Origin of the sequence: Anaeromassilibacillus sp. SJQ-1, from assembly GCF_046693725.1 — a bacterium.
In the GTDB taxonomy this organism is placed as follows: domain Bacteria; phylum Bacillota; class Clostridia; order Oscillospirales; family Acutalibacteraceae; genus Anaeromassilibacillus.
In genome coordinates, this window is sequence record NZ_JBKEIV010000034.1 from 254,057 (window position 1) to 276,644 (window position 22,588).

Below are 22,588 nucleotides of genomic sequence, written 5' to 3' on the forward strand. Positions count from 1 at the left end.
CTTTCTAAGGAAAAAAGCATTGTATGGATACAAAAGGGCATTTCTGCCGGAAGCACGAACCAGAACGTCCCGCTCTGGAAACGGCTTTATCCCTTATTGAAACGTTTTTTCAAGGTGTTCTCTTTTTACGAAACGGAGACATGAAAAGTTAAGATAGAAATGGCCGTCCATTTTTACTCGTTCAATCGTGTCGGAACATCATCCTTCCTTTTGGCAATTTTCCAAAGGCGAGCATTCTTGGACGGGTTCTGCAATTTGCCGCAGAGCTTTTTTGAATTGGAAGGTAAAAAGAACCGCTGTAAAACTGACGGCAAAGAAATCTGCAACCGGTTCCGCCATATACACCGCTGTGGTTTGATTGGACGAGAACAGCAGCGGCAGAAGATAGATCAGAGGGATCAACAGAATGAATTTGCGCATCACCGCGACCAAAATAGAGGCTTTTGCATTTCCCAGGGATGTAAATGTCATCTGGCAGGCGATCTGTACGCCAAACAGCAGCAGGCAGGCCATATAAATGCGCAGGGCGGTCCCTGTGAACTCCAGCAGGGCAGCGTCCGAGGTAAACATGGCGGCAAACCCCTGCGGGAACAGCATCACAAGCGCCCAGAGCAAGGTGGAATAACACAGGCTGGCCTTCAACAGCAGCTTAAAGGCCGCCTTCACCCGCCCGGCGTTTTTGGCGCCGTAGTTGTAGCTGATGATCGGCTGCGCCCCCTGTCCAAGGCCCTGTAGGGGGAGCATTGCAAACTGCATGACGCTGGTTAAGATCGTCATGGCGCCGACCGCGATGTCCCCGCCATATTTCAGCAGAGAGGAATTGAAACAGACGGAAATCACGCTCTCGCTCGCCTGCATGATAAAGGTGGAGAGGCCGAGGGCGAGGCTCGGAAAAATGATGTTGGCTTTTAAGCGCAGGTTCTCCTTCCGGATCTTCAGATGCGTCTTTTTCCCAAACAGGAACGACAGCACCCAGGTACAGGATATTGCCTGCGACAGAATGGTGGCGAGCGCCGCCCCCTGTACCCCCATGTTCAGTCCAAAGATGAAGATGGGGTCCAGAACAATGTTGGCAACCGCGCCAATGAGGACTGAAAACATACCGGTCTTTGCAAAGCCCTGTGCAGTGATGAAAGCATTCATGCCCAGGGTCATCTGCACAAAGATGGTGCCGACGGCGTAAATGTTCATGTAGCGGACGCCGTATTCGATGGTGTTTTCACTGGCGCCAAAGGCCATCAGGAAATCCCGGTTCCAAAGAAGCAGGGCGGCAGTCAAAAGAAGCGAAACGATGATCTGCACCAAAAAACAATTTCCAAGCGTCCTTTCTGCGGATGCATGGTCGCCCCTGCCCATGAAGATCGAGGCCCTTGGCGCCCCGCCAAACCCGACGAACGCGGCGAAGGCAGTCACGATCATAATCAGGGGCATACAGACCCCGACGCCGGTCAAGGCTACCGCCCCTACCTCCGGGATGTGGCCGATATAGATGCGGTCCACGATGTTGTAAAGCATATTGATGATCTGCGCCAATACGGTGGGAAGGGCCAATTTCAGCAGCAGCTTGCCGATCGGCTCCCTCCCCGAGGAAATCTTTCTCTTCGTTCATTGCTTCTCTCTCCTTGCGATGGCATTTTGAGTGTTGACGATGATCTGTTCATTGACCCGGTCAAAGAGTTCCAATTCTTCCTTGGACAGCCCAAAGAACAGTTCCTCATGGAACTGCTGAAAGAGTTCTTTCAGCGATGCTGTGATCGGTTGGGCGGCCTGCGTCAGAGACAGGTGGATTTTCCGACGGTCCTCGGTGTCCTGCCTGCGCTGCAACAAGGATTTCTGCATCAAGCTTTCCACCGCCTGCGAGACGTTTCCCTTGGACAGCATGCGCAGCTCCACGATGTCGGCAGCCGTATCCTTGCCGGGGTTGTTGTACAGAAAACTGATAATCGTCGCTTCAATCAGCGAGAGCCGGTATGTTTCACAGATCCCCTTGAGCATGCTCTCATGCAGCTTGATAATCCGGCGGATGTTGGTCAGGAAATCGGTCGGCCGTTTCATGATGGGCCCCTCCATTCTCGATGAATAGTTCTAAATAGAACGGTTCTACAAAGAACATTATAGATCGAAATTTGAGCCCGTCAAGGGAAGCCGCCGGTTTTTCATAATTTGTTCATATTTGTAGGCCTTTTCCGAAGACGATTCCCTGAAAAAAGGATAGAAAAAAGCCGCGGCGGGGTTCGTTCCCCACCGCGGCCTGCGGACTTTTTAAAGCCGTTGAATGGCTCTATCTATGATTGTTCTAGGAGGTTTCTATGTCCCTGGCAAAAATGAAGGTCAGGCGCGTTTTTTCCCGGCCGTTCCGTCCTGCCTGCTCTGATACCGGCTGACCTGCAAAAGCTCTTCCGCCCGCTTGACTTCCTCGTCGGTGGGCGTGCGGACCCCCTCCAACGGATAAGGGATGCCGAGTTCCTTCCACTTAAAGGTCCCAAGCGTGTGATAAGGCAATACTTCCACCCTCTCGACGGTGCGCAATGTTCCAATAAATTCATTCATGTGCCGCAACCCGTCCTCATCATCGGTCAGACCGGGCACCAACACATGGCGAATCCACATCGGCGTATTGTGATCGGACAGATAGCTCGCCATGTTTCGAATATTCTGGTTGCCGTGCCCGGTCAGGGTGCGGTGCTTTTCCTCATCCATCTCTTTGAGGTCGAGCATCACCAGATCGGTATACCGCAGCAGCGAATCGAACTGCGTCAAAAACAGCAGGTCATAGCGGAACGGCTGGCCGCAGGTGTCCAATGTGGTGTGGACGCCGTGCGCCTTTGCCTGACGGAACAGCTCGGTCACGAAAGAGAGCTGCACCAAAGGCTCGCCGCCGCTGACGGTCAAGCCGCCGTTTTTGCCCCAGTAGCGCCGGTAACGCCAGGCGCGGTCAAACAGGGCTTTCGCGTCCCATTCCTCGCCCTTCCGTGCGTCCCAGGTTTCCGGGTTGTGGCAATATTGACAGCGCATGTGACACCCCTGCAAAAAGACCACAAACCGAACCCCCGGGCCATCCACCAAACCAAAGGTTTCCAGCGAGTGAACGCGGCCCTTGACATCACATGCGTGCATGGCACGTACGGGAAATGACGTCCATCTGCTGCTCGCGGGTCAGGTCGATAAACTTGACCGCATAGCCGGAGACGCGGATCGTAAAGTTGGCGTATTCCTCCTTCTCCGGATGCTCCATCGCGTCCATGAGCTTCTCCTTGCCAAAGACGTTGACGTTCAGATGATGCGCCCCCTGGTCGAAGTAGCCATCCATGACCTGCACCAGGTTGTCGGACTGTTCCTCTTCGCTGTGGCCCAGGGCGTCGGGGTTGATGGTCTGGGTGTTGGAGATTCCGTCCAGCGCCCAATGGTACGGCAGCTTGGCAACCGAGTTCAGGGAAGCCAGCAGGCCGTTTTGCTCTGCGCCGTAGCTCGGGTTTGCGCCCGGCGCGAGAGGAGCGCCCGCCTTACGGCCATCCGGCATGGAGCCGGTCGCCTTTCCGTAGACGACGTTGGAGGTGATGGTCAGGATGGAGGTCGTCGGCTCGGAATTGCGGTACGTATGGTGCTTTTTAATCATCTCAAGGAAGGTCTTGAGCAGCCAGACGCCGATCTCGTCGGCGCGGTCGTCGTCGTTGCCGTATTTCGGGAAGTCGCCCTCGGTGATGTAATCCACCACAATGCCGGTCTCGTCGCGCACAGTCTTGACCTTGGCATACTTGATCGCGCTCAAGGAATCGATGACGTGGGAGAAGCCCGCGATCCCGGTGGCAAAGGTGCGGCGCACATCGGTGTCGATCAAGGCCATCTCGGCGGACTCGTAGTAGTATTTATCGTGCATGTACTGGATCAGGTTCAACACATTGACGTACAACCCGGCCAGCCAATCCATCATGGCCAGATACTTTTTGACCACCTCGTCGTAATCGAGGTACTCGCTGGTGATGGGCGCATAGGCGGGGCCGACTTGCTCGCGGGACTTGACGTCCACGCCGCCGTTGATCGCGTACAGCAGGCACTTTGCCAGGTTGGCGCGTGCGCCGAAGAACTGCATCTCCTTGCCGGTCTGGGTTGCGGAAACACAGCAGCAGATGGAGTAATCGTCGCCCCATACCGGCTTCATCACGTCGTCGTTCTCATACTGGATGGAGCTGGTGCGGATGGAGATCTCCGCCGCATACTTCTTGAAGGGAGCCGGCAGCGCGGAGGAATAGAGCACCGTCAGGTTCGGCTCCGGGGACGGGCCCATGTTTTCCAGCGTGTGCAGGAAGCGGTAGTCGGTCTTTGTGACCATGGAACGGCCGTCCATGCCGATGCCGGCGACTTCGAGCGTTGCCCAAACCGGGTCGCCGCTGAACAGCTGATTGTAGCTGGGGATACGGGCAAACTTGACCATGCGGAATTTCATCGTCATGTGGTCGATGATCTCCTGGGCCTGGGATTCTGTCAGGATGCCGCGGTCCATATCGCGCTGGATGTAAATATCCAGGAAGGTGGAGATGCGGCCCACGCTCATTGCAGCGCCGTTCTGGGTCTTAACCGCAGCCAGATAGCCGAAATACAGCCACTGGGCGGCCTCTTTGGCGTTGGCGGCCGGCTGGGAGATGTCGTAGCCATAGAGCTCCGCCATCTTCTTCATATCGCGCAGGGCCTGAATCTGCATGGCGATTTCTTCGCGCAGGCGGATCACGTCGTCGGTCATCGTGCCGTCGCCACAGTTGTTAAAGTCGTTCTTCTTTTCCTGAATCAGGAAGTCCACGCCATACAGCGCCACGCGGCGGTAATCGCCCACGATGCGGCCGCGGCCATAGGTGTCCGGCAGGCCGGTGATAATCTTATTGTGGCGTGCGCGCTTCATCTCCGGGGTGTAAGCGTCGAACACCGCCTGGTTGTGCGTGCGGGAATATTCGGTGAAGATCTTGTGCAGTTCCGGATCGGGCTCATAGCCATAGGTCTGGCAGGCCTCCTCCGCCATCTTGATGCCGCCAAAGGGCATGAAGGCGCGTTTGAGGGGCTTGTCTGTCTGCAAGCCGACGATCTGCTCCAGCTCCTTGCCATCCTCGCAGATGTAGGCGGGGCCGTATGCGGTCAAGGTGGAGACGACATGGGTCTCCATGTCCAATACGCCGTTCTTGGCGCGCTCCTCTTTTTGCAGGGCCTGCAATGCGCCCCACAGCTTGTTGGTCGCCTCGGTCGGACCGGCCAGGAAGGAGGAATCGCCGTCGTACGGCTTGTAGTTTTTCTGGATGAAATCGCGGGTATTGATTTCTTCTTTCCAGATGCGGCCTTCAAAGCCTTCCCATTGTTTAAAATTGGTCATGTGCAACCTCCTTATATCGTTAGACAGAATATTCGCTTAGGTTAGCTATCGCTAACCGATCTATATCATACTAGGTTTATAGGAAAAAATCAAGAGAAATCTTATCAATTTTTGAAGCGAAAGCGCAAAACTTTTCTGGATTTTAGAGAGTTTTTCTGTAAAAATTTGCCTATTTCATAAAGGACGTTGCAACTGTTTCCGTGTTTTGTCCGCTTTGGCTGTTTGATCTTGACAAAGTTTTTATTATCTGTTTGATTCTTCTGGTTAAAAAGGACGAAGCCGCAGACGCAACCCTTCCCGCCGGAAAATCCGCCCGACTGGGACCGTTCGGCCGAAAACCGCTGGCTATACGCCTTTGACACATCTTCTGTTGCAAGCCCTTCCCAGAGGACGAATGTAAAAGCCTTCACCCCTGCGCCCGGTTTCAGATGCAAAACCGCGGCCGCTATAAGCGCCCCAGATCCGGGGACGGCGGCCTTTCCTCCCCGGCAAAAGCGGGTTTGGTGCGAATTTCAGCTTGTTTTCTTCTGCGACACGAAGTATGATACGTTTATGCAGGCTTTGATTATAGAACATAAAGCAGCCAGTATCATTGCAAATTCGCAATAACGGCAGAAGCCAAAAGGAAATCAGAAAAGGGTGTCCCGAAAGGCCTGACGGAAGGATACCCCGTTTTTTAAAAACGCAGATATTTTTTCAAACAGAAAGAGGATGCCCCGTTCCTATGAATCCAACGATTCGTAGTTTGGGGGCACCCTCCGGTACACAAAGGAGGACAGGAGATCCATGAAACGAATATTCTTGGTGGAGGACGATTTGGAGATCGCCAAAAACCTGATGCGCCTGCTCCACGCGGAGGGGTTTGGCGTCGTCCATGCCCCCACCCAGCGGGCAGCGGCCTCTCTGCTGGCCGGTAATCCGTTCGATCTGGCGTTGGTGGACATCTCCCTGCCGGACGGAAACGGCTTTGCCGTCTGTACGGAAATCAAACAGGCGCAGGATATTCCGGTCATCTTCCTGACCGCCTCCGGCGACGAAGCCAGCGTTGTCACCGGGCTAAACATGGGGGCGGACGATTACATCACAAAGCCCTTCCGCCCGCGCGAATTGATTGCGCGGATTGGGAACGCCCTGCGGAAATCCGGCCGCGCTCCATCGGCGTTTCAACTCTATGGGCTTTGGGCCGATACCGCCAGCGGCATTGTAAAAAAGGATGGAAAAGAGGTATTCCTCTCTGCGCTGGAGTACCGGCTGCTGCTGGTGTTCCTCAACAACCCCCATCGCATCCTTACGCGGGACCAGCTGATCGACGAGCTGTGGGATGCAGCGGGCGAATTTGTCAATAACAATACCCTGACGGTCTACATCAAGCGGCTGCGGGAAAAAATTGAGGAAGACCCCGCCAATCCGCAGATCATCCGGACGGTCCGCGGCACTGGCTACCGGCTCGGAGGCGGCGATGTTTCGGAATAGAGAACTGCGGCGGTTTGCCGCTCTGTTTGTAGGGATTGCCGCTGTTGCCACTGCGGTGGGATTGGCCCTCCACCCGGCGGCCGGCGTCCTGGTCCTTGTCTCCGCCGCCGCTTTTGGCGCAGTTTTTTGGGGATTTACCAGAGCCCGGTACCGGCGCATCGCAAAGCTTTCCGAACAGATCGACCGTGTGCTCCATCAGCCCGGTCAGCTGTTTATCAGCGAATCGGACGAGGGGGAACTCTCCATCCTGCAAAGCGAGATTGCCAAAATGGTCCTGCGGATTCAGGAACAAAACGAGGCCCTCAGACGGGAGAAAAATCGCTTGGCGGATTCCCTGGCCGACATCGCGCACCAACTGCGGACTCCGCTGACCTCTGCAAACCTGACCCTGTCGCTCCTGAAAAACAGCGCCGGTGAAGCGGAGAGAAGGGCGCTTTTGCGTGAAACCGAAGAGCGGTTCCTTCAAATGGATTGGCTGATTACTTCCCTGTTGAAGCTTTCCCGGCTGGACGCGGGGATTGTGGTTTTCCAGCGGGAGCGGGTCGATGTGCAGGATCTGATACACACCGCACTTCGCCCCTTCTCGATTCCGATGGAACTGCACAACATCGCCCTGCGGGTGGACGTTCCCAAAGAAGCCGTGCTCTGGGGCGATAAGGGCTGGCTGTCCGAGGCCATGCAGAATATCCTCAAGAACTGTATGGAGAGCGCGGGCGATCACGGGTCTTTGGAAATCGCCTGTACGGATACCCCGCTGTACACGGAGATCACCTTCCGCGACAACGGCGCGGGTATCGAGCCGGAGGCACTCCCCGCCTGTTCGACCGGTTCTACCGCGGGAAAAACACGGATGCCGCCGGATATGGGATCGGCTTGGCGCTCTGTAAGACCATCCTTGTCCGGCAGGGCGGGACCATCACCGCAAAGAACCATCCGCAGGGAGGCGCGGTGTTTTCCATCCGCTTCCCAAAGTGACGGATCTCTCACCGGAAAGTCACGCGCTTGTAAGGGTAACGTTCTATGATATGAGTAACCCACATGAAAAGGAGGCTCATAGAATGGAGTTTTTGAAGGTCGAGGACCTCTGCAAGGTATACGGCAGGGAGAAAATCGGGTCGCGGCGCTGGACCATGTTTCGCTTTCCGTCGAACAGGGGGATTTTATCGCCATTGTCGGTTCCTCCGGCTCGGGCAAATCCACCTTGCTTCACGCCATCGCCGGCGTAGACATCCCAACGAGCGGCAGAGTGCTCCTCAATGGGCAGGATGTTTATGCCCAAAGCAGCGAAAAGCTAGCTGTTTTCCGCAGGCGTCAGGTGGGGCTGATCTATCAGTTCCACAACCTCATCCCTACGTTGGACGTGGTGGAAAATATCACCCTGCCCATCCGGATGGACCGGCGGAGGGTCAACCGGGAACGCCTGGAAGAGCTCCTGGAACTGCTGGGCCTGCAGGACCGGAGAAACCACCTGCCCAACCAGCTTTCAGGCGGACAGCAGCAGCGCGTCGCCATTGGACGCGCCCTGATGAACGCACCGGCGGTCGTGTTGGCGGACGAGCCCACCGGCAGCCTGGACAGCCGCAACGGGCAGGAGATCATCCGCCTGCTGAAAGAGAGCCACAGGAAATACCGGCAGACCCTGGTGATCGTCACCCACGATGAAACCATCGCCCTGCAGGCAAACCGCATCGTCACCATCGCAGACGGAACCGTGGTGCGGGACGAGAGGCAGGTGCCGCTGGGATGAATGTCTTTCACAAAGTCGCCCTACAGGGGTTGCGGCGGAACCGGACCCGCACCTTTGTGACCGTGGTGGGGGTTGCGCTGTCGGCCGCATTGATTACAGCGGTCGCCACTTTTGTCGTCTCCCTGCAAACCTATATGGTCAACGGCGCCATCGCAAAGTACGGGGATTGGCAGGTTGCCTTTGTGGACGTGGATTCCCCCTTCGCACAGGAGCAGGCCAAAGACCCCCGGGTGGCAAAGGTTGTTTCCTTCGAGAACATCGGCTATGCCATGCTCGACGGAGGCAAAAACCCCGACAAGCCATATTGGTTTATCGCCGGGTTCCGCGACGAGGCCTACGGCGCCCTGCCCCTCCAATTGCTCTCCGGCAGGCTCCCGGAAAACGGCACGGAAGTCCTGGTCCCGGCCCATGCCGCCGCCAACGGCGGCGTCCGGATAGCGTTGGGCGACACGCTTTCCCTTGCGGTGGGAACCCGGCGGGCGGGGGCGGAATCCCTCTGCCAACACGACCCCTACCGCTCTGGGGAAGAAACCCTGTCCCAGACAACGGAAAAAACCTATACCGTTGTCGGCATTTATCAGCGCCCCTCCTTTGAGGAGCACTCCGCCCCGGGGTATACCCTGATTACCACAGCGGATGCAGAAAATCCATCGGGGCGCCTTTGCGCCTTCGTCACGTTGGAAAAACCGGAACAAATCCACGCCTATGTGAAGGACGTTGCCGCGGGCCGCGCATCGATCAAAAACGACGAAGTGTTGCGCTTTCTGGGGCTTTCGGACGATACGCTGTTCCGCTCGCTGCTCTATTCGGCCGGCGGCATTTTGATTGCCCTGGTGATGCTCGGTTCCGTGTTTTTGATCTATAATGCATTCCATATCGCGCTGAACGAACGCACACACCAGCTCGGCATCCTCATGTCGGTGGGCGCTACGGAAAAGCAACTGCGGAATGCTGTGCTGTTCGAGGCGCTCTGCATCGGCGCGATGGGGATTCCCCTCGGCATCTTGGTGGGCATTCCCAGCATCCAGCTTGTGCTCTCGCTCGTGGCGGTAAATTTTGCAAACGTCCTATACGGCAACGTGCCCTTGACCCTGGTACTGTCTGCGCCCGCTCTGGCCGTTGCGGCGGCGGTCAGCTTGGCCACCCTTTTGGTTTCGGCCTATCTCCCGGCGAGAAAGGCGGCCAGAACCCCTGTGTTGGACTGTATCCGCCAGACCGACGCGCTTCAGGTGGAGGCCAAGGCCATCCGGACGGCAGCCCTGACAGAACGTCTCTTCGGCGTGGAGGGGACCCTTGCGGTCAAGACCTTTCAGAGAAACAAACGGCGGTACCGCAGTATTTTGCTGTCGCTTACCTTGAGCGTTGTGCTGTTTGTGTCGTCCAGCGCGTTTGGGGAGAATCTGAAGCAGGTTGCGGAAGAGGCAAAAGTCGTCACCGACTATGACATCGGTTTGAGCGTACAGGCGCTGGATGAACAGGCGTTTTACGCGCTATTTGACCAGTTGAAAACCACGGAGGGCGTCACAAAAGCCTCCTACCAGGCAGTTCTGGAGTATTCATGCGCCGTACAGGCGGATGATCTCGCCGGGGAATTCCGGCAAGCGGCCGGCGAACCGCAGTCCAACGGTACAGTCGCCCTGCCGGTAGACATCCAGTTCCTCGATGACCAGGCGTATCTGCAAATCCTCCAGGAGCTGGGGTTGCCCGCCGGGGAGTACACCGGAGAGCACGCCCGGTTGCTGGCGGTCGCCAAGATGGAGGACGCCACCGGCCAGGCGGAAGAAGTCCGCCAGCTTCCAGACCTGTTTGCGAGCGCTTCACTGGAGGTGTCGGTTTTTCCAAAAGTGAATGGGCAGTCCGTGCCGGAACGGGGGCGGACGGTCGGCATCACCTGTGTGGAAAGGACGCTGCCGGATACGCCCCCGTATACGGGCGCCCCCGCGGACAGGCCGTATGTCTTTCAGATAATTGCCCCTGGTCGCTCAAGGAGGCATTCGCCCCCGCCGGGCTCTCTGTGGACAGCAAGGTCGAGGGCCTGACATTTCAGTCGGAGACCCCCTCGCGGTCGGCAGAGCAAATGCAGGCGCTGCTGGACGGCACGGGCCTTTCTGCGGACTGCACGCTGTACAACGTCGATGCAATGATGGAACAAAACCGGAACCTCCTGTTTATCGTGAATCTGTTCACCGTGGTGTTCGTTCTCATGATCTCACTGATTGCGGTTGCAAACGTGTTTAACACGATCTCCACCAACATCAAGTTGCGCCGGCGGAACTCGCCATGCTCCGCTCGGTGGGGATGTCCGACCGCGGGTTTCAAAAGATGATGTGCTTGGAATGCGCCCTGTACGGACTGCGTACCCTGTTGTTCGGGCTTCCCCTTGCAGGGGGATTGTCCTGGCTGATCCACTGTGGAATGGTGGCCGGGGGTGCGCACGTGGTTTACCAGTTCCCGTGGGAGAGCATGGCGGTCAGTGTACTCGGCGTGTTCCTTGTCATTTTCATCGCGATGCTGTACGCCGCAAGCAAGATCAAACGGGAAAACATCATCGACGCGCTTCGGGACGACCTGGAATAACCGGTCAAAAGGGCGGCGGCCGGGCGGCGAAAAGAGCCGGAAGGGCAGCGTGTGGGAACGTGTATTGCGCAAAGCGCGCAGGAACCGTGCGGAGGACAACCGGTTGCCTAAAAGCAGATGGGCGTATCGCTCCTTTTGGGGGTGATACGCCCATCTGTTTTTTGCCCGGCCCGGAGGCGCCTTTTCCTTTCCGGGGCGGGCGATCAACGCCCGGCAAACGATCCGTCCCGCCTGCTTCTCGCCGTCCTTTGCGGGGACGGCCCCGGCGGCCGGAGAACCGTTTTGTCCGGCTTGCCGGTGGAAACGATTTGTAGGCCGAACGAATTGTTGAGCAATTCCTTAATTCAACAAAATCGTGTGACAAAATTCGACAATGCTTACAATGTGCGCGTCCGTTCGTGTTCTCATTGGGGAGATTCGAATATTCTTCTTTTCAAGGAGGAATATTCATGTCATTAAAATCACATTTTTCACACGACGTCTTCCACGCCCGCACTGAAAAACGCAAGATGACCCAACAACAGGTGGCTGACGCCCTATGGATCTCTGTGCGGGAATATCAAAAAATTGAGAAAGGAGAACGGCTGCCCGGCACCCGGATTTTTCTTCGCCTTGTCTTTTTCTTTGAGCTGAATTTTGAGGATTACCGGGAGGATGCCATGAAAGATGTTCCAATATATCCCCTATAGAGAAACCCTGTTTTCCCCCTACATCGGGCTTTATCATTCCTATGGGATTGCCGCTCTGCTGTTTACGGACCTGGATTGGGAACTCCAGGCGTATGTCTCGGACATCTCCCCGGACGGTTCCTTCGTATTCGCGCTCGCACAGCGCTGCACCAGGGGCCAGCTGTCCCCCATCCATCTCCTGGACGTTGTTCTGGACGCCCTATGAGGGCCAGCCTTTTGTTTGGCAAGGCAGCACGGATTGGCCCTCGGCCGGGTCCTCCCATCCACAAAGACGTCCGCCGCACGCTTGACCAGAGCCGTCCCCAGGCGCCCTCCGGTACGGCATAGGAGGGGAGGAACCGAATGCGTGACGGGGGCCTTTCTGGGCCTTATTCCGGCCGTCCCCCGGTACAACATAAGAGGAATCCCCCAGATACTATTTTCCAAGATGTGCCGTCCCATCTCTGGAAAGGCGCCAAAATCCGTGGATGAACCCGCCAGCGGCCGTCCCAGATTGGAATTCCCTCATCCCCCACGCCCTATGTTCCCCTCGCCTAGAGGGGCGGCCCGCCTCGAATTGTAGGCGCAGGATACGTTCGCCGCTGTGACCATCCAAAGAAAGGCATTCCTTTTTAGCATGTTCCGTCCCCATTTCAAGCCCCTTCTTCTCCCGGGAATCCTTGACAACCGGCATGCACCGTGCTGCCCGTCCCGCCCATACCGGGGCCAAGGGGAAAGCCGGCCGGGTTTCCCCTTGGCCAGCTTGAGAACATTAAAAAGCTTCCCCAAGGGACGGTGCGCGGCTTGTACCATAGCGTTGGCGTGCTCGTCCTTTTTTCAGATTGGCCTGTCCCTTGCGACGGCATGGCGCCATTCGGAATGACGGCCAGAGACGTTTTAGATTTCTCCCTCCGGGGACTGCGCGGGTTCCCGGCCGGTGGTGACAATCTGGTACGCAGACCGGTAGTCTGCAAGCGAACCGGGGTGGTCGCCCAAATTTTTGAATATTTGTATTTTGTTTGTCCCCACGATTGTGGTGACGCAACAGGTCGGATTCGTCGACGTGACCGATAAAGTCCAATATGGATTGAGGCCATAGCTGGTGATGTGTACCAGGATCGCTTTTGGCTGGCCCGGATACGTGACCAGATTTACGTTTGCAATGGCACTCCCTTGCAGGTCTACAGGGTCCCACCAATTGGATTCCGAGATGTTTCGCTGGGTAAAGCTCCACGTATTATAGTCCAGGACGGAAATACCCGCGGTCCCGCCATCCTCTGTAAAAGTCAACAGGACATACATTTCGTTGTCGGCTTCCGCCTTTGGAATATCTGGAACCGTGCCGTCATTTCCCGCCTGCATCGTTCCCGTCACAAGCCCGGATTGGACAATCGCCTTTTTCCCCTCTGCAATGTCGGCCGCCGTCGCGTCTGTCCGGTTCCGCGCGGTCTGCCAGCCTTCCACGGCGGTGTCAATCTCAGCGCCGGTGTGCGCCAGGATATAGCGTCCGCCTCCCTGGCCGCCCGGCCCGGCGGCGCGTGTTGTCATGTCTCCCATGTTCTAAGACCTCCAATCGCTGCGTCAATTTCCACACCGGTATAGGGAAGCACACAGTCCAAACCGTCCGCCGTGTGCAGCACGGCTCCTGTGTTTTCATAGAGCACGGCCCCGGCGCTGTTTTGGAGCAGGCCGTACCATTCCACCCCCACAGCCAGATGAACCATGCTGCCGGCCGTTGTGGTCTGTGGGGTCAACTGCGCCTCTGTAATTCTAATGGACATCCACCATCACCCGCACCTTCCGCGTCTCCGGCGGCAACTCATATGTGATCTCCAAGGTGTAATTTCCAGTCTTCTGCGGCTCAATCAGCGCACGGATGCGGTTGCCTTCCACTTCACATGCGCCGCTCTGCTCGGCCTCCACCGCCGTCTCCGGCGTGAGGGACCAGCTCGCGCTTGGAATGGTCACCTCGCCCTTTTGGGTGCTGCATACCTCCAACTCGACATACTTGTCCTCACCTAAAATCCACGATCGTTTATACACTGGCAGCACAGGAACACCTCCTTGTCAATTGCACTTCACAGCGGTCTTTTTCCAGATGGGCTGTTTGACGCTCTGGCAAGAGCATCACCCGATAGGGGTCCTCCACCAAAAGCGCACAGATCGGACGGCCGTCCTGCAGGGAGAGCGTCCCTTCCCAATAGGCCTGTTCCCCATCCGCGTTCTCCGCCCAGATTCGAACTTCATAAGCCTGGCCCGCCCCGCCGGCCGGGACCAGCGCCTGCCAAATATCCGGCCCGGCCTTTTCAAAGGTGAGGTCGTGCTGGCCAGCTCGTCCCCACACCGCTTCGGCTGTTCCCCCTGCAATCTCCACACAGATCACATGCGTCTCGCCCGCATCCTCGGGATTGGCGGAAATCGAGACGCGGGCAATCTGTAGGGAGGCTTCCTGGAACGTCCCCCGGAGGACGGCCGAAGCGGTCCATCCCGCGCGGTCCTCCGCGGTTACCAGTAGGGTATTTTCCCCCTTCCGCAAGGGGACGGTTTGGCTCCACGCGCCGGAGGGACCGGCTACAACCGCGCCCTGCGCGCTTCCGTTCAGGGTCAGCCGGATGGTCACCGGGCCGCTGGCGGCGTCGGTGGCCGTCCCGGATACCACCAGGGACCCCTGTTTCACAACAAAGCCGTCCTGGGGCTGTGCAACGGCCAGCACAGGGGGCTCTGTGTCGGTGGTAAAGCTTCGCGATGCCGTCTCCGCCTGGTTGCCGTCGTGGTCGGATACCGCGGCCGAAACCGTATGGACGCCGTCCTTCAGGGCGCTCTGGGGGACGTAGGAGACATCATAACCGCCTTCCACTGCTGTGACAGACATTCCCGGCGCGCGGCTGTCCAACACATCGCCTTCGTCCAGGCGAAGCTGGAAGGTCTCCACAGCGACGCCGCTGCCGGTATCGCGCAGTTGCAGGGCTACCACCGGCTTCGGGTCCGCCAGATAGGCCCCAGCCTGCGGTGAAAGGACTGCAACGTTGGGCGGCTCGGTCTCCTTGACAAACAGCCGTAGAGAGGCGCCGAGCGTTCCGTCGGAGGAAGCATCGGCGGTGCTGCTGTTCCTGCGCCGTCCGAAGCCGTCACCGCGACGCTGTAGAAATGCCCTTCCTGTCCATAAGAGGATTCCTCCGGAGCCTTGCACTCCGCTTCCCATTTCCCGGTTGCTTCATGATAAGCGAGGGCGTATGTCTGCCCATCGATGCGCGCGGTCACACTCGTTCCAGCCATCGTCATCCCTCCGTAGGCCCGCGGCTCTGCACGCGGGTTACCGCTTGAAATGCGCCGTTGCTCGCCAGACTCACCAGGACGGCGTTGAGCGGCACCAGCGCCCAGACGGTCCAGGGCTGGGTCCATCCGCCCGTGGCTGCGGTTGTGACGGTCAGCAACAGCGCCGCCAGGATGTAGGAAAGCCACTGTGTCGGAAGCTTTCCAAAGGAGCGTTTGAGTAGTTGGGTGCACAGCCCGGTACAGGCCGTCGCCCCTGCAAAGGTCGCCAGGCTCTCCCAGCTCCAAAATTGATTCAAGTCCATCAAGTTTCCTCCCATCAAAACCGGGCGGCTGTCGCCGCCCCCACTGGGCCCGCGGCGGGCGCTCCGGGCCCTTCGGCGAACAGCGTCTCCCGACATAGGTTGGAACGGGCGGCCCATTCCGTCACCTTTCGCCGGATTTTCCGGAGGTCCGTTTGTACACCGGGGCGTTTTCGATTCTGCGGCCATGGCGGCCGCAAAGCGGCGCATGCTTTCCGGCCGGTCCCGGCGACGGCGGGCGGGTTTGGCCCGGTCCAGCGCCTGGATTCCGATGTTCGTCTCCGAATCCAGGCAGTCCTCCGCTTCGGGTGGAGAGCACCTGCGGCCCATGCGGGCATTCCCGCCCTTTTTCCGTTCGCCCAAAGCCGGGGGCCGGGACGCCTTCCACGGCGGATTCCCGCCATTGCCTCTGAAAGGAGAGGGAATTGAAACCGCTCCGTTTCTCCGGCACACTCCCCTCCTCCCGCCACAGCCTTATGCCGGGCCGTTAAGAGCGCTGTGCATTCCATCCCTATAGATTTGCCCCGTCCGGGACCTCGGTCCAGCCGGAGACGCCCGGTTCCCAAACATTCGCCTCCACGTCGCTTACCCAATGCTTTCCGTTGTGGCTGACCTTTGCGCCCTTGGAATAGGCGTCCGTGCTTCCGGCAGGCTGTCTCCATTCCGGCCATTCCACCGCGGGGTCATCCACCCTTACCCAAAGCGAGGGCGCAGTATCCGGCCTCCAACTGTCCTGCGACGTGTGCCCGGTCAAGCAGCGATACAACACGCCGCCGTACTGCACGCGCTCTCCCTCTGCATACGCATGGCCCCCGCCATCCCAAAGGGGGAACATCCACGCGCGTTCATATGCCTGCTCATCGGACAAGGCCGCCGCCGCTGCTTCGATCTGCGCCCGCTTGGCTTTTGCTTCGGCAATCAGTTTATTTCTATCAAATTCAGCCATTGTATGTACCTCCCATCAAAATAGAAATTGCTTTCTGTTGTGCTGCAACTTGCTCCTGCAACTCTATAATTTGTGTATCCACGTTTTTCGCCATAGTCACTTTGATCTGGCCGCCCTCATATACGGTTCTCACCAAGGCCGTATATCCTTCAATGGGAGAACCATCATCAATGGTCATCGTCTGTGTCTTTTCGGTGTTACAAAAGCTCTCGCGCAGTTGGGGGTCTTGGTAGGTTTCCGCATCAAAGCAAAAGCGGATAGCCTTACAACGCTGCCCGTCAATATATTCTTCCGTTCCCTGCGCGCCAATTAGGGAAAGTGTCGTACCGTTTGCAAATTTGAGTGTCATTTTACTACGCCCCTTTTATAGAACTTTTTTACCATTCAAAATAATGTCGCATATATCAATTTGGGCCTCCCCATAGCTTTGTGTTTCTGCATCCCAGCTAAAAATGTAATCTCCATCAATATCCTTGTTTGCTGTACGAGTTATTGATCGTACATTAGGATCAGGATATTCCGTTCGTCCGATACTCAAAAATAATAAATTTCCACCCCATAGTCTATAAACGTTGATCCCGGTTTTTCTCAGCTTAAAGCGAAGTTTGATTTCATCTCCTGCCTTAATTCGTAAATTTGTTGCACATATCATTGCCTTATAGTATAGATAATCAGGATTTTGGTTTTTCGAATATCCAACTTTGAGGATAGTCGGCGTAGATTCAGATGCAGGATTAACAATCTGAACATCTCCGCGGTCTCCATATCCATTGCTGGACTTAATTTCAATCCAGTTGATTCTATTGCGAAACACTAACCGGTTGACTTCACTTTTATCTGTCTGCCAAACCTCTCTGATTTCTCGTTGAACATTACTTTCGTCGGTCTGGTAGATATTGTACACTTCACGCTCCACATTGCTGCTGTCCGGAACATAAATCGGCATCCGTCATCCCCCTTATGCCTCATATACGAATGTAATACGTCCTGCCGGTGCGCTGGTTGGTTTCTTATCGGCTACCGCAAATGTAAAGCCGTTGACACTGGGTGCATCCGCAGACCAGCCCGACCAATGCCAAACGCTATCTTCGTTGTAGGCATGACCAATGTATTCCACTACCGATTTTTCACCTTGATTTTTTGGCACATATGTAAACTTTACTCGTAAGAGATCAATTTTAGTAACCTCCAAAAAACCATATTGATTCGGATATATAGATGCATTACGATCATCTACTCTTAAAATCAGTTTTGTTCTCTCGTTTAATTCCTCTGCTATATCTGCGATTGTTTCGCTGCCTGTTGTTAGCCCTATTTGTTCCAAGCGGACAAATGTCCGCATTTGATGGTCGCTCTTCTCCGCCTTTCCATTCCACGCCTCTTTTCCTTCTTCGTCACGTGGATGTCCCCGTCCTCGATGTGCTCGGTAAAGGGGCCGAGGAATTGGTTCAGGTCCTCGAAGTCGCTCATGTCCAGGGTGTAGAGCCCCTGGCAGATGCCGCAAAGTTCCGCATCGTAACGCTCATCCGTCACGGTCTCGACCTGTAGGGCGTTGGCCGGGATGTACAGCTGTGCGAGGGAGATGTCGTAATAGTTGTTGTTTCGAAGCAGCTTTGGCGGCTGCGGCGAAGCGGTGGCTTCGCCCTGCAAAATCTGCGCCGTGATCGAGCGGACCTCCGTGCTCAGGTCCAGGCGGAGCACCACCCGGTCGATGCGCGCGAACGACGTGCTCGCCGCGGGGACGGCCAACTCCTTGGCCTGTTCGGTCAGCCAGTAGGGGCGGCCGTCCACAACCGCTTCGCCCGGCTGGACGGACACCGCCAGCTTTTCCGTGTTTTTGGTGACCTTCAGGCGGTCGCCGCCCTGAACCACGCCGGTGGAGTAGAACAGCTTCATGAACTGCGCAAAATCCGCAGAGGAGTAGAGCCGTTCGTCGTTTTCCGTGGAGTCAAAAAATAACGATTTTTCTGCCAATGGGATTCCTCCTATCTCACTGTATTTTTGAGGCTTCGGATGACGCGCCCCAGATGTTTCGGCGCTTCGCCGAAAGTGATGTCCACGCCGTAGCTTCCCGCTTCATAGCGTTCGGTCACCTGTGCGATGCGCATGTCGGCAGCCACGCCGAGGTTGCGGTCCAGCACCGTCACCAGGTCTCCCAGGTCCCAGTGCCGGCGGTATTGGAACGAGCCCCCTGCGGCAGAGTTGCGGTGAGGCTCTCGGTCCGGGGATAGTCCAGCAGCTTGTGCTTTCCCTCCTCCTCCAGGCTCATTGCGGTATCGCTTCCGACAATCTCCAGGGTTCCGCAGTCGATGAAGGTCTCAAAGCGTTCGAGGCCCTCCGGCTCTTCGGCGTTGTTTGTCACCTTGAGCACCGTGCGGTCCGCGCCCTCTCCGGCGCCGCCCGCATAGGCGAGGTTCCGGTGCCCCGAAACATCGCGCAGGTATTTTAGCGATTCGACGCTCTCGAATTCCAGGGCGAACACCACTGCGCTGTTCTCGGACTGCTGGTCTGTGCGGTCCACCCCGGGGAGTACGTCAAAGACCAGATTTCCCCGTCGGGGTCCAGGTGGATGCCCATCCCATGTCCGTGTATTCGCCCACCGCTTGCAAAACCTCGTCGAGCGGTTCAAACCGGCTCATCCAAACGGTCTCCATACCGCGCCCCTGGTCGGGCGCAAGAACCAGCAGGGGGATCTTCCGCTTGGGGTCCAACGGGTTGGCCAGGTGCCGGCCCGCGTACGTCTTGAGGATCGTCTCCGCCGGAACGGGGTCCGGCGTCTGCCCGGCGGATTCCAGGGCGGGCACAACGTCATATCCGCCGTTCGCCTCGCCCTCCAGCGGCAGCGTTGTGCGCTGGCCGGCCAGCCCGTTCAAAGTCTGGCCGCGCACCGTCACGGTCACGCCGCCCTCGCCGTCGTCCTGTTCCACCGAGCGGATGATGCCGGCCCGCGTCCCGTCGGCGTCCAACAGGACCAGGTTGCCCTGGGCGAGCACGCGCTCATCCAGCTCGCCGAACAGATGAAACTCGAAGTCCCCCACCCCCTGCCAGAGCCGGCTGAACTGCAGGGAGGTGTACGCGTCGAACTCCCCCAGAAGCTCCAAGGCGGGTGAAAGGACCCGAATGCTCGGTATCTGCATCGTCACACCCCCGCATACCATTCACGGAACCGCACCGTCACGCGGGCGTGTTCCGTCTCGTTGTCGCTCTCATACCGCAGTGCATTGACGCCGGGGACCAGCTGAAAGAATGTGGAGCGCAGGTCGATGTATTGGAATGCATCCTCCGGCTCCTGCCCCGCGCGGAAGAGTTTGACGCTCTTTTCGCCGCGCTTGGTGCGGATCTGTAGGGTTTCCCCTTCCGCGAGGTCCCGCCGGACCTGGAAGCGTTCTCCGGTGGTCTCGTTGACCACGGCGGGATTGGTCGCCGGCCCCCGAATGGTGATCTCCACCGGGGCGGCCACAGAACCCGCGTTGGTCAGGCTGGTGCGGTTGCGCAGGGCCGCGAAGGAGATGGACGGCTTGAACTGAAACGGGAACCGGAATCCCCCGTCGATGTAGGCCATATACCCGCTCTGGGCGACGGTGTCCTCCCAGTAGGGCGACGGGCACAGAAAGCGCAGTTCGGCCCGGTTGTAATTCTGAATGCGTTCCGTAAAGCTCGGGGAGGACTGCGGAAACGCCGCGATGCGTTTGACCGTATAATCGTTGAAGTAGTAGAGCAGGCCCGGCTCCTGCCCGGGGGTCAGTTTCTTGATGAGTTCGAACCGCTTGCGGTACATATCCTTGCGGTCCTCGCCATCGACGTGGATGAAGCAGGTGACCTCCCGGCTCTCCGTGCGGATGCCGTGGACGAATACGCCGTCCACCCCGGGGACGCTGGAGGAGATCACGGTGGTCTCCGGGCCGCCGGTTCCCGTCACGCTGCCGATGATGTACGGCGGCGCAAGGGAGAACTCCACACAGGTTTCCGGAAGTTCCACATTGCCGCCCGGCGGCACGTATACCATTCTCTGCATGTTTTCATCCTCCTTATCCGATCTGCCGCGCGATCTCGTTCATGACGGATTGGATGGCGCGGCGCGTCTCGACGGGGCTCTCCACCGGCTGGTTGAAGTTGACCGTCACCTGGACCTGTTTTTCCCGCGCAGCCGAAAGGGAGGCCGGCGGCTGCGGCAGGTCCGCCTGCTTTTGGTGCGTCTGATAGAATTTGTCCGCGGCGGCGTTGGCCTGGTCGATCAAGGTCTGCTGGTAGTTGGAGATCGCGTCGGTGACCTCCTGCACGTAGTCCAGCACGCTGCCGAATTTGTCCTTGAAGCCCTCCGCCAGCTTTTGGCCGATGCTCTGGCCCGCCAAGTCGTACTCCGGCGCATACGACTGGATGAGTTCGATGATCTCCTTCTGCGTCTTTGCCATGATGGCCTTTTCGGCCTCGGCGCGCAGTTGGAAATCGCTGGTCATCTTGTCGTATTCCTCGTTGATCTTGTCCAGTTCCTGTTGAAGGGCGTCCTGCTGCTTCTGCGATTCCTCCTGGACCTTCTGGATCTCCTCTTCCAACCGTTCGCGTTCCGCCTCGCGGGCCTCCTGGTCCAGGCGTTCCTGTTCCTCTTTTCCAGGCGGGCCAGCTCCTGCTGGTACTGCTTGCGCTGGTAGTCGTCCTTTTCATAGGCGAGCTGTAGCTGTAGGGCCTGCTTTTTCTGCTCGTACTCCCGGCGCTTTTCCTCGCTCTCCTCCTGTTTTTCCAGCTCGTCGAGCGCGTCGATCTGCCCCTGAATGGCGGAGACCGTCTCGTCCTCCCAGGTCTGCCAGTTCCCGATGCTCTCTTGGATGCGGTCCTGTTCCGCTTTGCGCTGTTCCTCGTAGCGGTTGCGCAGGGCCTCTACCAGGGCGCCGGCCAGCGAATCGATCGCGTCGATCTCCTCCTGTTGGAGCTCTTTTTTGAGGTTGTACAGCTCGATCTCCAAGTCCATCTGGATTTCCTTGTTGTTCTTATATTTCCGCTGCAAGCGTTCCAGGTGTTCGATTTGTTCCTCTGTGGAAAGGTCCTCCAGGACAATCCGGTTTTGGAGGTTTTGGTACTCCTCTTGGTAGGCCTGTTTGCGCGCTTCGTGGATTTTTTCTTCCAGCTCCAACTTCTGTTCGGCGTTCAGCACATATTGGGCCTGTTCCTCGGTGAGCTGGGCGAGGGTGCTGGTGGTCAACTCCCCAATCTGCGCGCTCATCTGTTCGGCCTTCCGCTGGATGGTCTCCAAAAGTTCCAGCTCCTGCGCGGCGGTCATCCGGTCCATCGCCTTTTCGTGGGAGATGTCGCCGTAGGCGTCGTCCAGCATGCCCTGGGCGGCCTCTTTTTGCATTTCCGCCAGCCGTTTTTGGGATTCGTACAGGCGCGCATTCAGGTCCAGATCCTGCTCCTTGGTGAGCAGATAGGCGCGCTGTGCTTCGCTGGCCTTGTCCCAATCCGCGTCGGGCGCATACACATACTCCTTGCGCAGTGCGTCGAGCTTGCGGTATTCCTCTTGGGCGAGCTGGATGCTCTCCTCGCTGAGCTTCTCCTTCTGGTCCAGTTCGTCATAGGCCGCGTCCAGTTTTTCCTGGACGCTCTGGCGCTGTTCCTCCCGGATCTCCTTTTCCACGGAAAAGATGCGGTATTCGAGGTTCATCCGGTCGTCGGCCAAATCGTTGTACTTCTGTTGCAGCTCTTTTAGCCAGGCGAGCTCCTGCTGCAAATTGAGCTGTTCCATCTTCTTCTGATGGTCCATTTGTTTCAGCTCGTCCGAAAGGCCGCTGTCCTTCCGGACGGAAGACGGCACGTTGGAAGCGGCTGGCTTTGTGGAGTTCCAGGTCGAATGCCGGATGGTTTCGATCTTGCGCTTCATCTCTTCGTACAGGGCGATCGTGCTTTCGAGCTGCTCTTTCTCCTGCGCAAGCTGCTGCCAGAGGGCGATCTTTTTCGGGCTGTTGGTTACGCGCTGTTCCTGGCGCTGCTGTGTCGTGACGGAGGCGTACTCCGAGGCCGCGGCGATTTGATAAACCTGTATCTCAGACTCCAACATCTCGATCTTTTTCTGCGTGGTGTCGATCTGGGATTCCAGCTGCTGCCGGTTGTTTTCCAGGAAGGAGACGGTCGCCTCCTTCTGTGCGTCGGCGGCCTCCCGGAGGACCTCGCCGTTGCGCAGGGTGAGATCGTTCGTCTTGGAGGTAGTCGTCGATCTGCGGATATTTCGACCGCATCTCTTCGAGCTGGTTCAAA

At 57.5% G+C, this 22,588-nt stretch carries 24 protein-coding genes and 4 pseudogenes; 6 read left to right on the forward strand and 22 right to left on the reverse strand.

What is annotated here, in order from left to right:
- Window positions 1-198 precede the first annotated feature (198 nt).
- The 4 genes and pseudogenes from ACGCCZ_RS08790 to pflB all read right to left on the reverse strand — a co-directional run bounded on the left by ACGCCZ_RS08790 (window position 199) and on the right by pflB (window position 5,356).
- Window positions 199-1,609 (reverse strand): annotated as a pseudogene (locus ACGCCZ_RS08790) (MATE family efflux transporter).
- Window positions 1,606-2,055, reverse strand: a complete 450-nt coding sequence (locus ACGCCZ_RS08795) for a MarR family winged helix-turn-helix transcriptional regulator (RefSeq protein ID WP_054322897.1) — start codon at window positions 2,053-2,055, stop codon at window positions 1,606-1,608. The pseudogene ACGCCZ_RS08790 and the gene ACGCCZ_RS08795 overlap by 4 nt, the downstream one beginning before the upstream one ends.
- A gap of 276 nt (window positions 2,056-2,331) precedes the next feature.
- On the reverse strand, window positions 2,332-3,117 hold the full coding sequence (gene pflA, locus ACGCCZ_RS08800) for a pyruvate formate-lyase-activating protein (protein ID WP_411655810.1): 786 nt from the start codon (window positions 3,115-3,117) through the stop codon (window positions 2,332-2,334).
- Window positions 3,104-5,356, reverse strand: a complete 2,253-nt coding sequence (pflB, locus tag ACGCCZ_RS08805; RefSeq protein WP_411655811.1) for a formate C-acetyltransferase — start codon at window positions 5,354-5,356, stop codon at window positions 3,104-3,106. The genes pflA and pflB overlap by 14 nt, the downstream gene beginning before the upstream one ends.
- 786 nt (window positions 5,357-6,142) lie before the next feature.
- On the opposite strand from pflB, the gene ACGCCZ_RS08810 reads away from it, so the two are divergent.
- The 4 genes and pseudogenes from ACGCCZ_RS08810 to ACGCCZ_RS08825 all read left to right on the forward strand — a co-directional run bounded on the left by ACGCCZ_RS08810 (window position 6,143) and on the right by ACGCCZ_RS08825 (window position 10,615).
- On the forward strand, window positions 6,143-6,829 hold the full coding sequence (locus ACGCCZ_RS08810; RefSeq protein ID WP_411655812.1) for a response regulator transcription factor: 687 nt from the start codon (window positions 6,143-6,145) through the stop codon (window positions 6,827-6,829).
- Window positions 6,816-7,804 (forward strand): annotated as a pseudogene (locus ACGCCZ_RS08815) (ATP-binding protein). Before ACGCCZ_RS08810 ends, ACGCCZ_RS08815 begins: the two are co-directional and overlap by 14 nt.
- A gap of 83 nt (window positions 7,805-7,887) precedes the next feature.
- Window positions 7,888-8,576 (forward strand): annotated as a pseudogene (locus tag ACGCCZ_RS08820) (ABC transporter ATP-binding protein).
- The gene (locus ACGCCZ_RS08825; RefSeq protein ID WP_411655813.1) at window positions 8,573-10,615 is read left to right on the forward strand and encodes an ABC transporter permease; all 2,043 of its coding nucleotides are present in this window, start codon (window positions 8,573-8,575) and stop codon (window positions 10,613-10,615) included. The pseudogene ACGCCZ_RS08820 and the gene ACGCCZ_RS08825 overlap by 4 nt, the downstream one beginning before the upstream one ends.
- Window positions 10,616-10,619: 4 nt before the next feature.
- Here the strand turns inward: ACGCCZ_RS08825 and ACGCCZ_RS15805 are convergent, their stop codons facing one another.
- The gene (locus ACGCCZ_RS15805) at window positions 10,620-11,360 is read right to left on the reverse strand and encodes a hypothetical protein (protein ID WP_425117357.1); all 741 of its coding nucleotides are present in this window, start codon (window positions 11,358-11,360) and stop codon (window positions 10,620-10,622) included.
- A gap of 242 nt (window positions 11,361-11,602) precedes the next feature.
- Between ACGCCZ_RS15805 and ACGCCZ_RS08845 the strand changes: the two genes are divergently transcribed.
- On the forward strand, window positions 11,603-11,842 hold the full coding sequence (locus tag ACGCCZ_RS08845) for a helix-turn-helix transcriptional regulator (RefSeq protein ID WP_054322892.1): 240 nt from the start codon (window positions 11,603-11,605) through the stop codon (window positions 11,840-11,842).
- Window positions 11,820-12,047 carry a DUF6514 family protein gene (locus ACGCCZ_RS08850; protein WP_054322891.1) on the forward strand — a complete coding sequence of 76 codons (228 nt, stop codon included), beginning with the start codon at window positions 11,820-11,822 and terminating at the stop codon, window positions 12,045-12,047. The genes ACGCCZ_RS08845 and ACGCCZ_RS08850 overlap by 23 nt, the downstream gene beginning before the upstream one ends.
- 210 nt (window positions 12,048-12,257) lie before the next feature.
- Here ACGCCZ_RS08850 and ACGCCZ_RS08855 read toward each other — a convergent pair whose 3' ends face one another.
- From ACGCCZ_RS08855 to ACGCCZ_RS08935, 17 genes and pseudogenes are all read right to left on the reverse strand, one after another.
- Window positions 12,258-12,515 carry a hypothetical protein gene (locus ACGCCZ_RS08855; protein WP_411655816.1) on the reverse strand — a complete coding sequence of 86 codons (258 nt, stop codon included), beginning with the start codon at window positions 12,513-12,515 and terminating at the stop codon, window positions 12,258-12,260.
- A 203-nt stretch (window positions 12,516-12,718) separates the two neighbouring features.
- Window positions 12,719-13,378, reverse strand: a complete 660-nt coding sequence (locus ACGCCZ_RS08860) for a hypothetical protein (RefSeq protein WP_411655817.1) — start codon at window positions 13,376-13,378, stop codon at window positions 12,719-12,721.
- The gene (locus ACGCCZ_RS08865) at window positions 13,366-13,602 is read right to left on the reverse strand and encodes a hypothetical protein (protein WP_054322888.1); all 237 of its coding nucleotides are present in this window, start codon (window positions 13,600-13,602) and stop codon (window positions 13,366-13,368) included. Before ACGCCZ_RS08865 ends, ACGCCZ_RS08860 begins: the two co-directional genes overlap by 13 nt.
- Complete coding sequence (locus tag ACGCCZ_RS08870) at window positions 13,592-13,873, reverse strand: hypothetical protein (protein ID WP_411655818.1); 282 nt, start codon at window positions 13,871-13,873, stop codon at window positions 13,592-13,594. Before ACGCCZ_RS08870 ends, ACGCCZ_RS08865 begins: the two co-directional genes overlap by 11 nt.
- Window positions 13,857-15,023 (reverse strand): hypothetical protein, encoded by a 1,167-nt coding sequence (locus ACGCCZ_RS08875; protein ID WP_411655819.1) that lies wholly within the window; start codon window positions 15,021-15,023, stop codon window positions 13,857-13,859. Before ACGCCZ_RS08875 ends, ACGCCZ_RS08870 begins: the two co-directional genes overlap by 17 nt.
- Window positions 15,024-15,099: 76 nt before the next feature.
- Window positions 15,100-15,726, reverse strand: coding sequence for a hypothetical protein (locus tag ACGCCZ_RS08880; RefSeq protein ID WP_411655820.1), 627 nt, complete (start codon window positions 15,724-15,726; stop codon window positions 15,100-15,102).
- 181 nt (window positions 15,727-15,907) lie between these two features.
- Window positions 15,908-16,342: a carbohydrate-binding protein gene (locus ACGCCZ_RS08885; protein WP_054322884.1), complete on the reverse strand. Its 435-nt coding sequence runs from the start codon at window positions 16,340-16,342 to the stop codon at window positions 15,908-15,910.
- Window positions 16,335-16,691, reverse strand: a complete 357-nt coding sequence (locus tag ACGCCZ_RS08890; RefSeq protein ID WP_054322883.1) for a hypothetical protein — start codon at window positions 16,689-16,691, stop codon at window positions 16,335-16,337. The genes ACGCCZ_RS08885 and ACGCCZ_RS08890 overlap by 8 nt, the downstream gene beginning before the upstream one ends.
- 15 nt (window positions 16,692-16,706) lie before the next feature.
- Entirely contained in the window at window positions 16,707-17,288 is a 582-nt protein-coding gene (locus ACGCCZ_RS08895; protein WP_054322882.1) for a hypothetical protein, read from the reverse strand.
- Between the two features lie 12 nt (window positions 17,289-17,300).
- Window positions 17,301-17,666, reverse strand: a complete 366-nt coding sequence (locus ACGCCZ_RS08900) for a hypothetical protein (RefSeq protein WP_411655821.1) — start codon at window positions 17,664-17,666, stop codon at window positions 17,301-17,303.
- The gene (locus tag ACGCCZ_RS08905; protein ID WP_411655822.1) at window positions 17,654-18,316 is read right to left on the reverse strand and encodes a hypothetical protein; all 663 of its coding nucleotides are present in this window, start codon (window positions 18,314-18,316) and stop codon (window positions 17,654-17,656) included. The genes ACGCCZ_RS08900 and ACGCCZ_RS08905 overlap by 13 nt, the downstream gene beginning before the upstream one ends.
- An 11-nt stretch (window positions 18,317-18,327) precedes the next feature.
- Window positions 18,328-18,863, reverse strand: a pseudogene (locus ACGCCZ_RS08910) (Gp37-like protein).
- Between the two features lie 13 nt (window positions 18,864-18,876).
- A complete protein-coding gene (locus ACGCCZ_RS08915; protein WP_411655823.1) occupies window positions 18,877-19,443 on the reverse strand; it encodes a Gp37-like protein in 567 nt (188 codons plus the stop codon).
- A gap of 38 nt (window positions 19,444-19,481) precedes the next feature.
- The gene (locus ACGCCZ_RS08920) at window positions 19,482-20,357 is read right to left on the reverse strand and encodes a phage tail family protein (protein ID WP_054322879.1); all 876 of its coding nucleotides are present in this window, start codon (window positions 20,355-20,357) and stop codon (window positions 19,482-19,484) included.
- Window positions 20,358-20,370: 13 nt separating this feature from the next.
- Window positions 20,371-20,895 carry a hypothetical protein gene (locus ACGCCZ_RS08925; protein ID WP_411655824.1) on the reverse strand — a complete coding sequence of 175 codons (525 nt, stop codon included), beginning with the start codon at window positions 20,893-20,895 and terminating at the stop codon, window positions 20,371-20,373.
- Complete coding sequence (locus ACGCCZ_RS08930) at window positions 20,796-22,391, reverse strand: hypothetical protein (protein ID WP_411655825.1); 1,596 nt, start codon at window positions 22,389-22,391, stop codon at window positions 20,796-20,798. Before ACGCCZ_RS08930 ends, ACGCCZ_RS08925 begins: the two co-directional genes overlap by 100 nt.
- Complete coding sequence (locus ACGCCZ_RS08935) at window positions 22,378-22,587, reverse strand: hypothetical protein (protein WP_411655826.1); 210 nt, start codon at window positions 22,585-22,587, stop codon at window positions 22,378-22,380. The genes ACGCCZ_RS08930 and ACGCCZ_RS08935 overlap by 14 nt, the downstream gene beginning before the upstream one ends.
- Window position 22,588 lies beyond the last annotated feature (1 nt).

What these genes read in the sequence shown, in the direction of transcription:
- pflA (WP_411655810.1), bottom strand. Translation starts at nt 3,117, where the DNA reads ATGCACGCATGTGATGTCAAGGGCCGCGTTCACTCGCTGGAAACCTTT.
- ACGCCZ_RS08850 (WP_054322891.1), top strand. Translation starts at nt 11,820, where the DNA reads ATGTTCCAATATATCCCCTATAGAGAAACCCTGTTTTCCCCCTACATC.
- ACGCCZ_RS08895 (WP_054322882.1), bottom strand. Translation starts at nt 17,288, where the DNA reads ATGCCGATTTATGTTCCGGACAGCAGCAATGTGGAGCGTGAAGTGTAC.
- ACGCCZ_RS08855 (WP_411655816.1), bottom strand. Translation starts at nt 12,515, where the DNA reads ATGCCGGTTGTCAAGGATTCCCGGGAGAAGAAGGGGCTTGAAATGGGG.
- ACGCCZ_RS08880 (WP_411655820.1), bottom strand. Translation starts at nt 15,726, where the DNA reads ATGGGCCGCAGGTGCTCTCCACCCGAAGCGGAGGACTGCCTGGATTCG.
- ACGCCZ_RS08865 (WP_054322888.1), bottom strand. Translation starts at nt 13,602, where the DNA reads ATGTCCATTAGAATTACAGAGGCGCAGTTGACCCCACAGACCACAACG.
- ACGCCZ_RS08810 (WP_411655812.1), top strand. Translation starts at nt 6,143, where the DNA reads ATGAAACGAATATTCTTGGTGGAGGACGATTTGGAGATCGCCAAAAAC.
- ACGCCZ_RS08930 (WP_411655825.1), bottom strand. Translation starts at nt 22,391, where the DNA reads ATGTTGGAGTCTGAGATACAGGTTTATCAAATCGCCGCGGCCTCGGAG.
- ACGCCZ_RS08920 (WP_054322879.1), bottom strand. Translation starts at nt 20,357, where the DNA reads ATGCAGAGAATGGTATACGTGCCGCCGGGCGGCAATGTGGAACTTCCG.
- ACGCCZ_RS08875 (WP_411655819.1), bottom strand. Translation starts at nt 15,023, where the DNA reads ATGGGAAGCGGAGTGCAAGGCTCCGGAGGAATCCTCTTATGGACAGGA.
- ACGCCZ_RS08885 (WP_054322884.1), bottom strand. Translation starts at nt 16,342, where the DNA reads ATGGCTGAATTTGATAGAAATAAACTGATTGCCGAAGCAAAAGCCAAG.
- ACGCCZ_RS08860 (WP_411655817.1), bottom strand. Translation starts at nt 13,378, where the DNA reads ATGGGAGACATGACAACACGCGCCGCCGGGCCGGGCGGCCAGGGAGGC.
- ACGCCZ_RS08795 (WP_054322897.1), bottom strand. Translation starts at nt 2,055, where the DNA reads ATGAAACGGCCGACCGATTTCCTGACCAACATCCGCCGGATTATCAAG.
- ACGCCZ_RS08825 (WP_411655813.1), top strand. Translation starts at nt 8,573, where the DNA reads ATGAATGTCTTTCACAAAGTCGCCCTACAGGGGTTGCGGCGGAACCGG.
- ACGCCZ_RS08890 (WP_054322883.1), bottom strand. Translation starts at nt 16,691, where the DNA reads ATGACACTCAAATTTGCAAACGGTACGACACTTTCCCTAATTGGCGCG.
- pflB (WP_411655811.1), bottom strand. Translation starts at nt 5,356, where the DNA reads ATGACCAATTTTAAACAATGGGAAGGCTTTGAAGGCCGCATCTGGAAA.
- ACGCCZ_RS08845 (WP_054322892.1), top strand. Translation starts at nt 11,603, where the DNA reads ATGTCATTAAAATCACATTTTTCACACGACGTCTTCCACGCCCGCACT.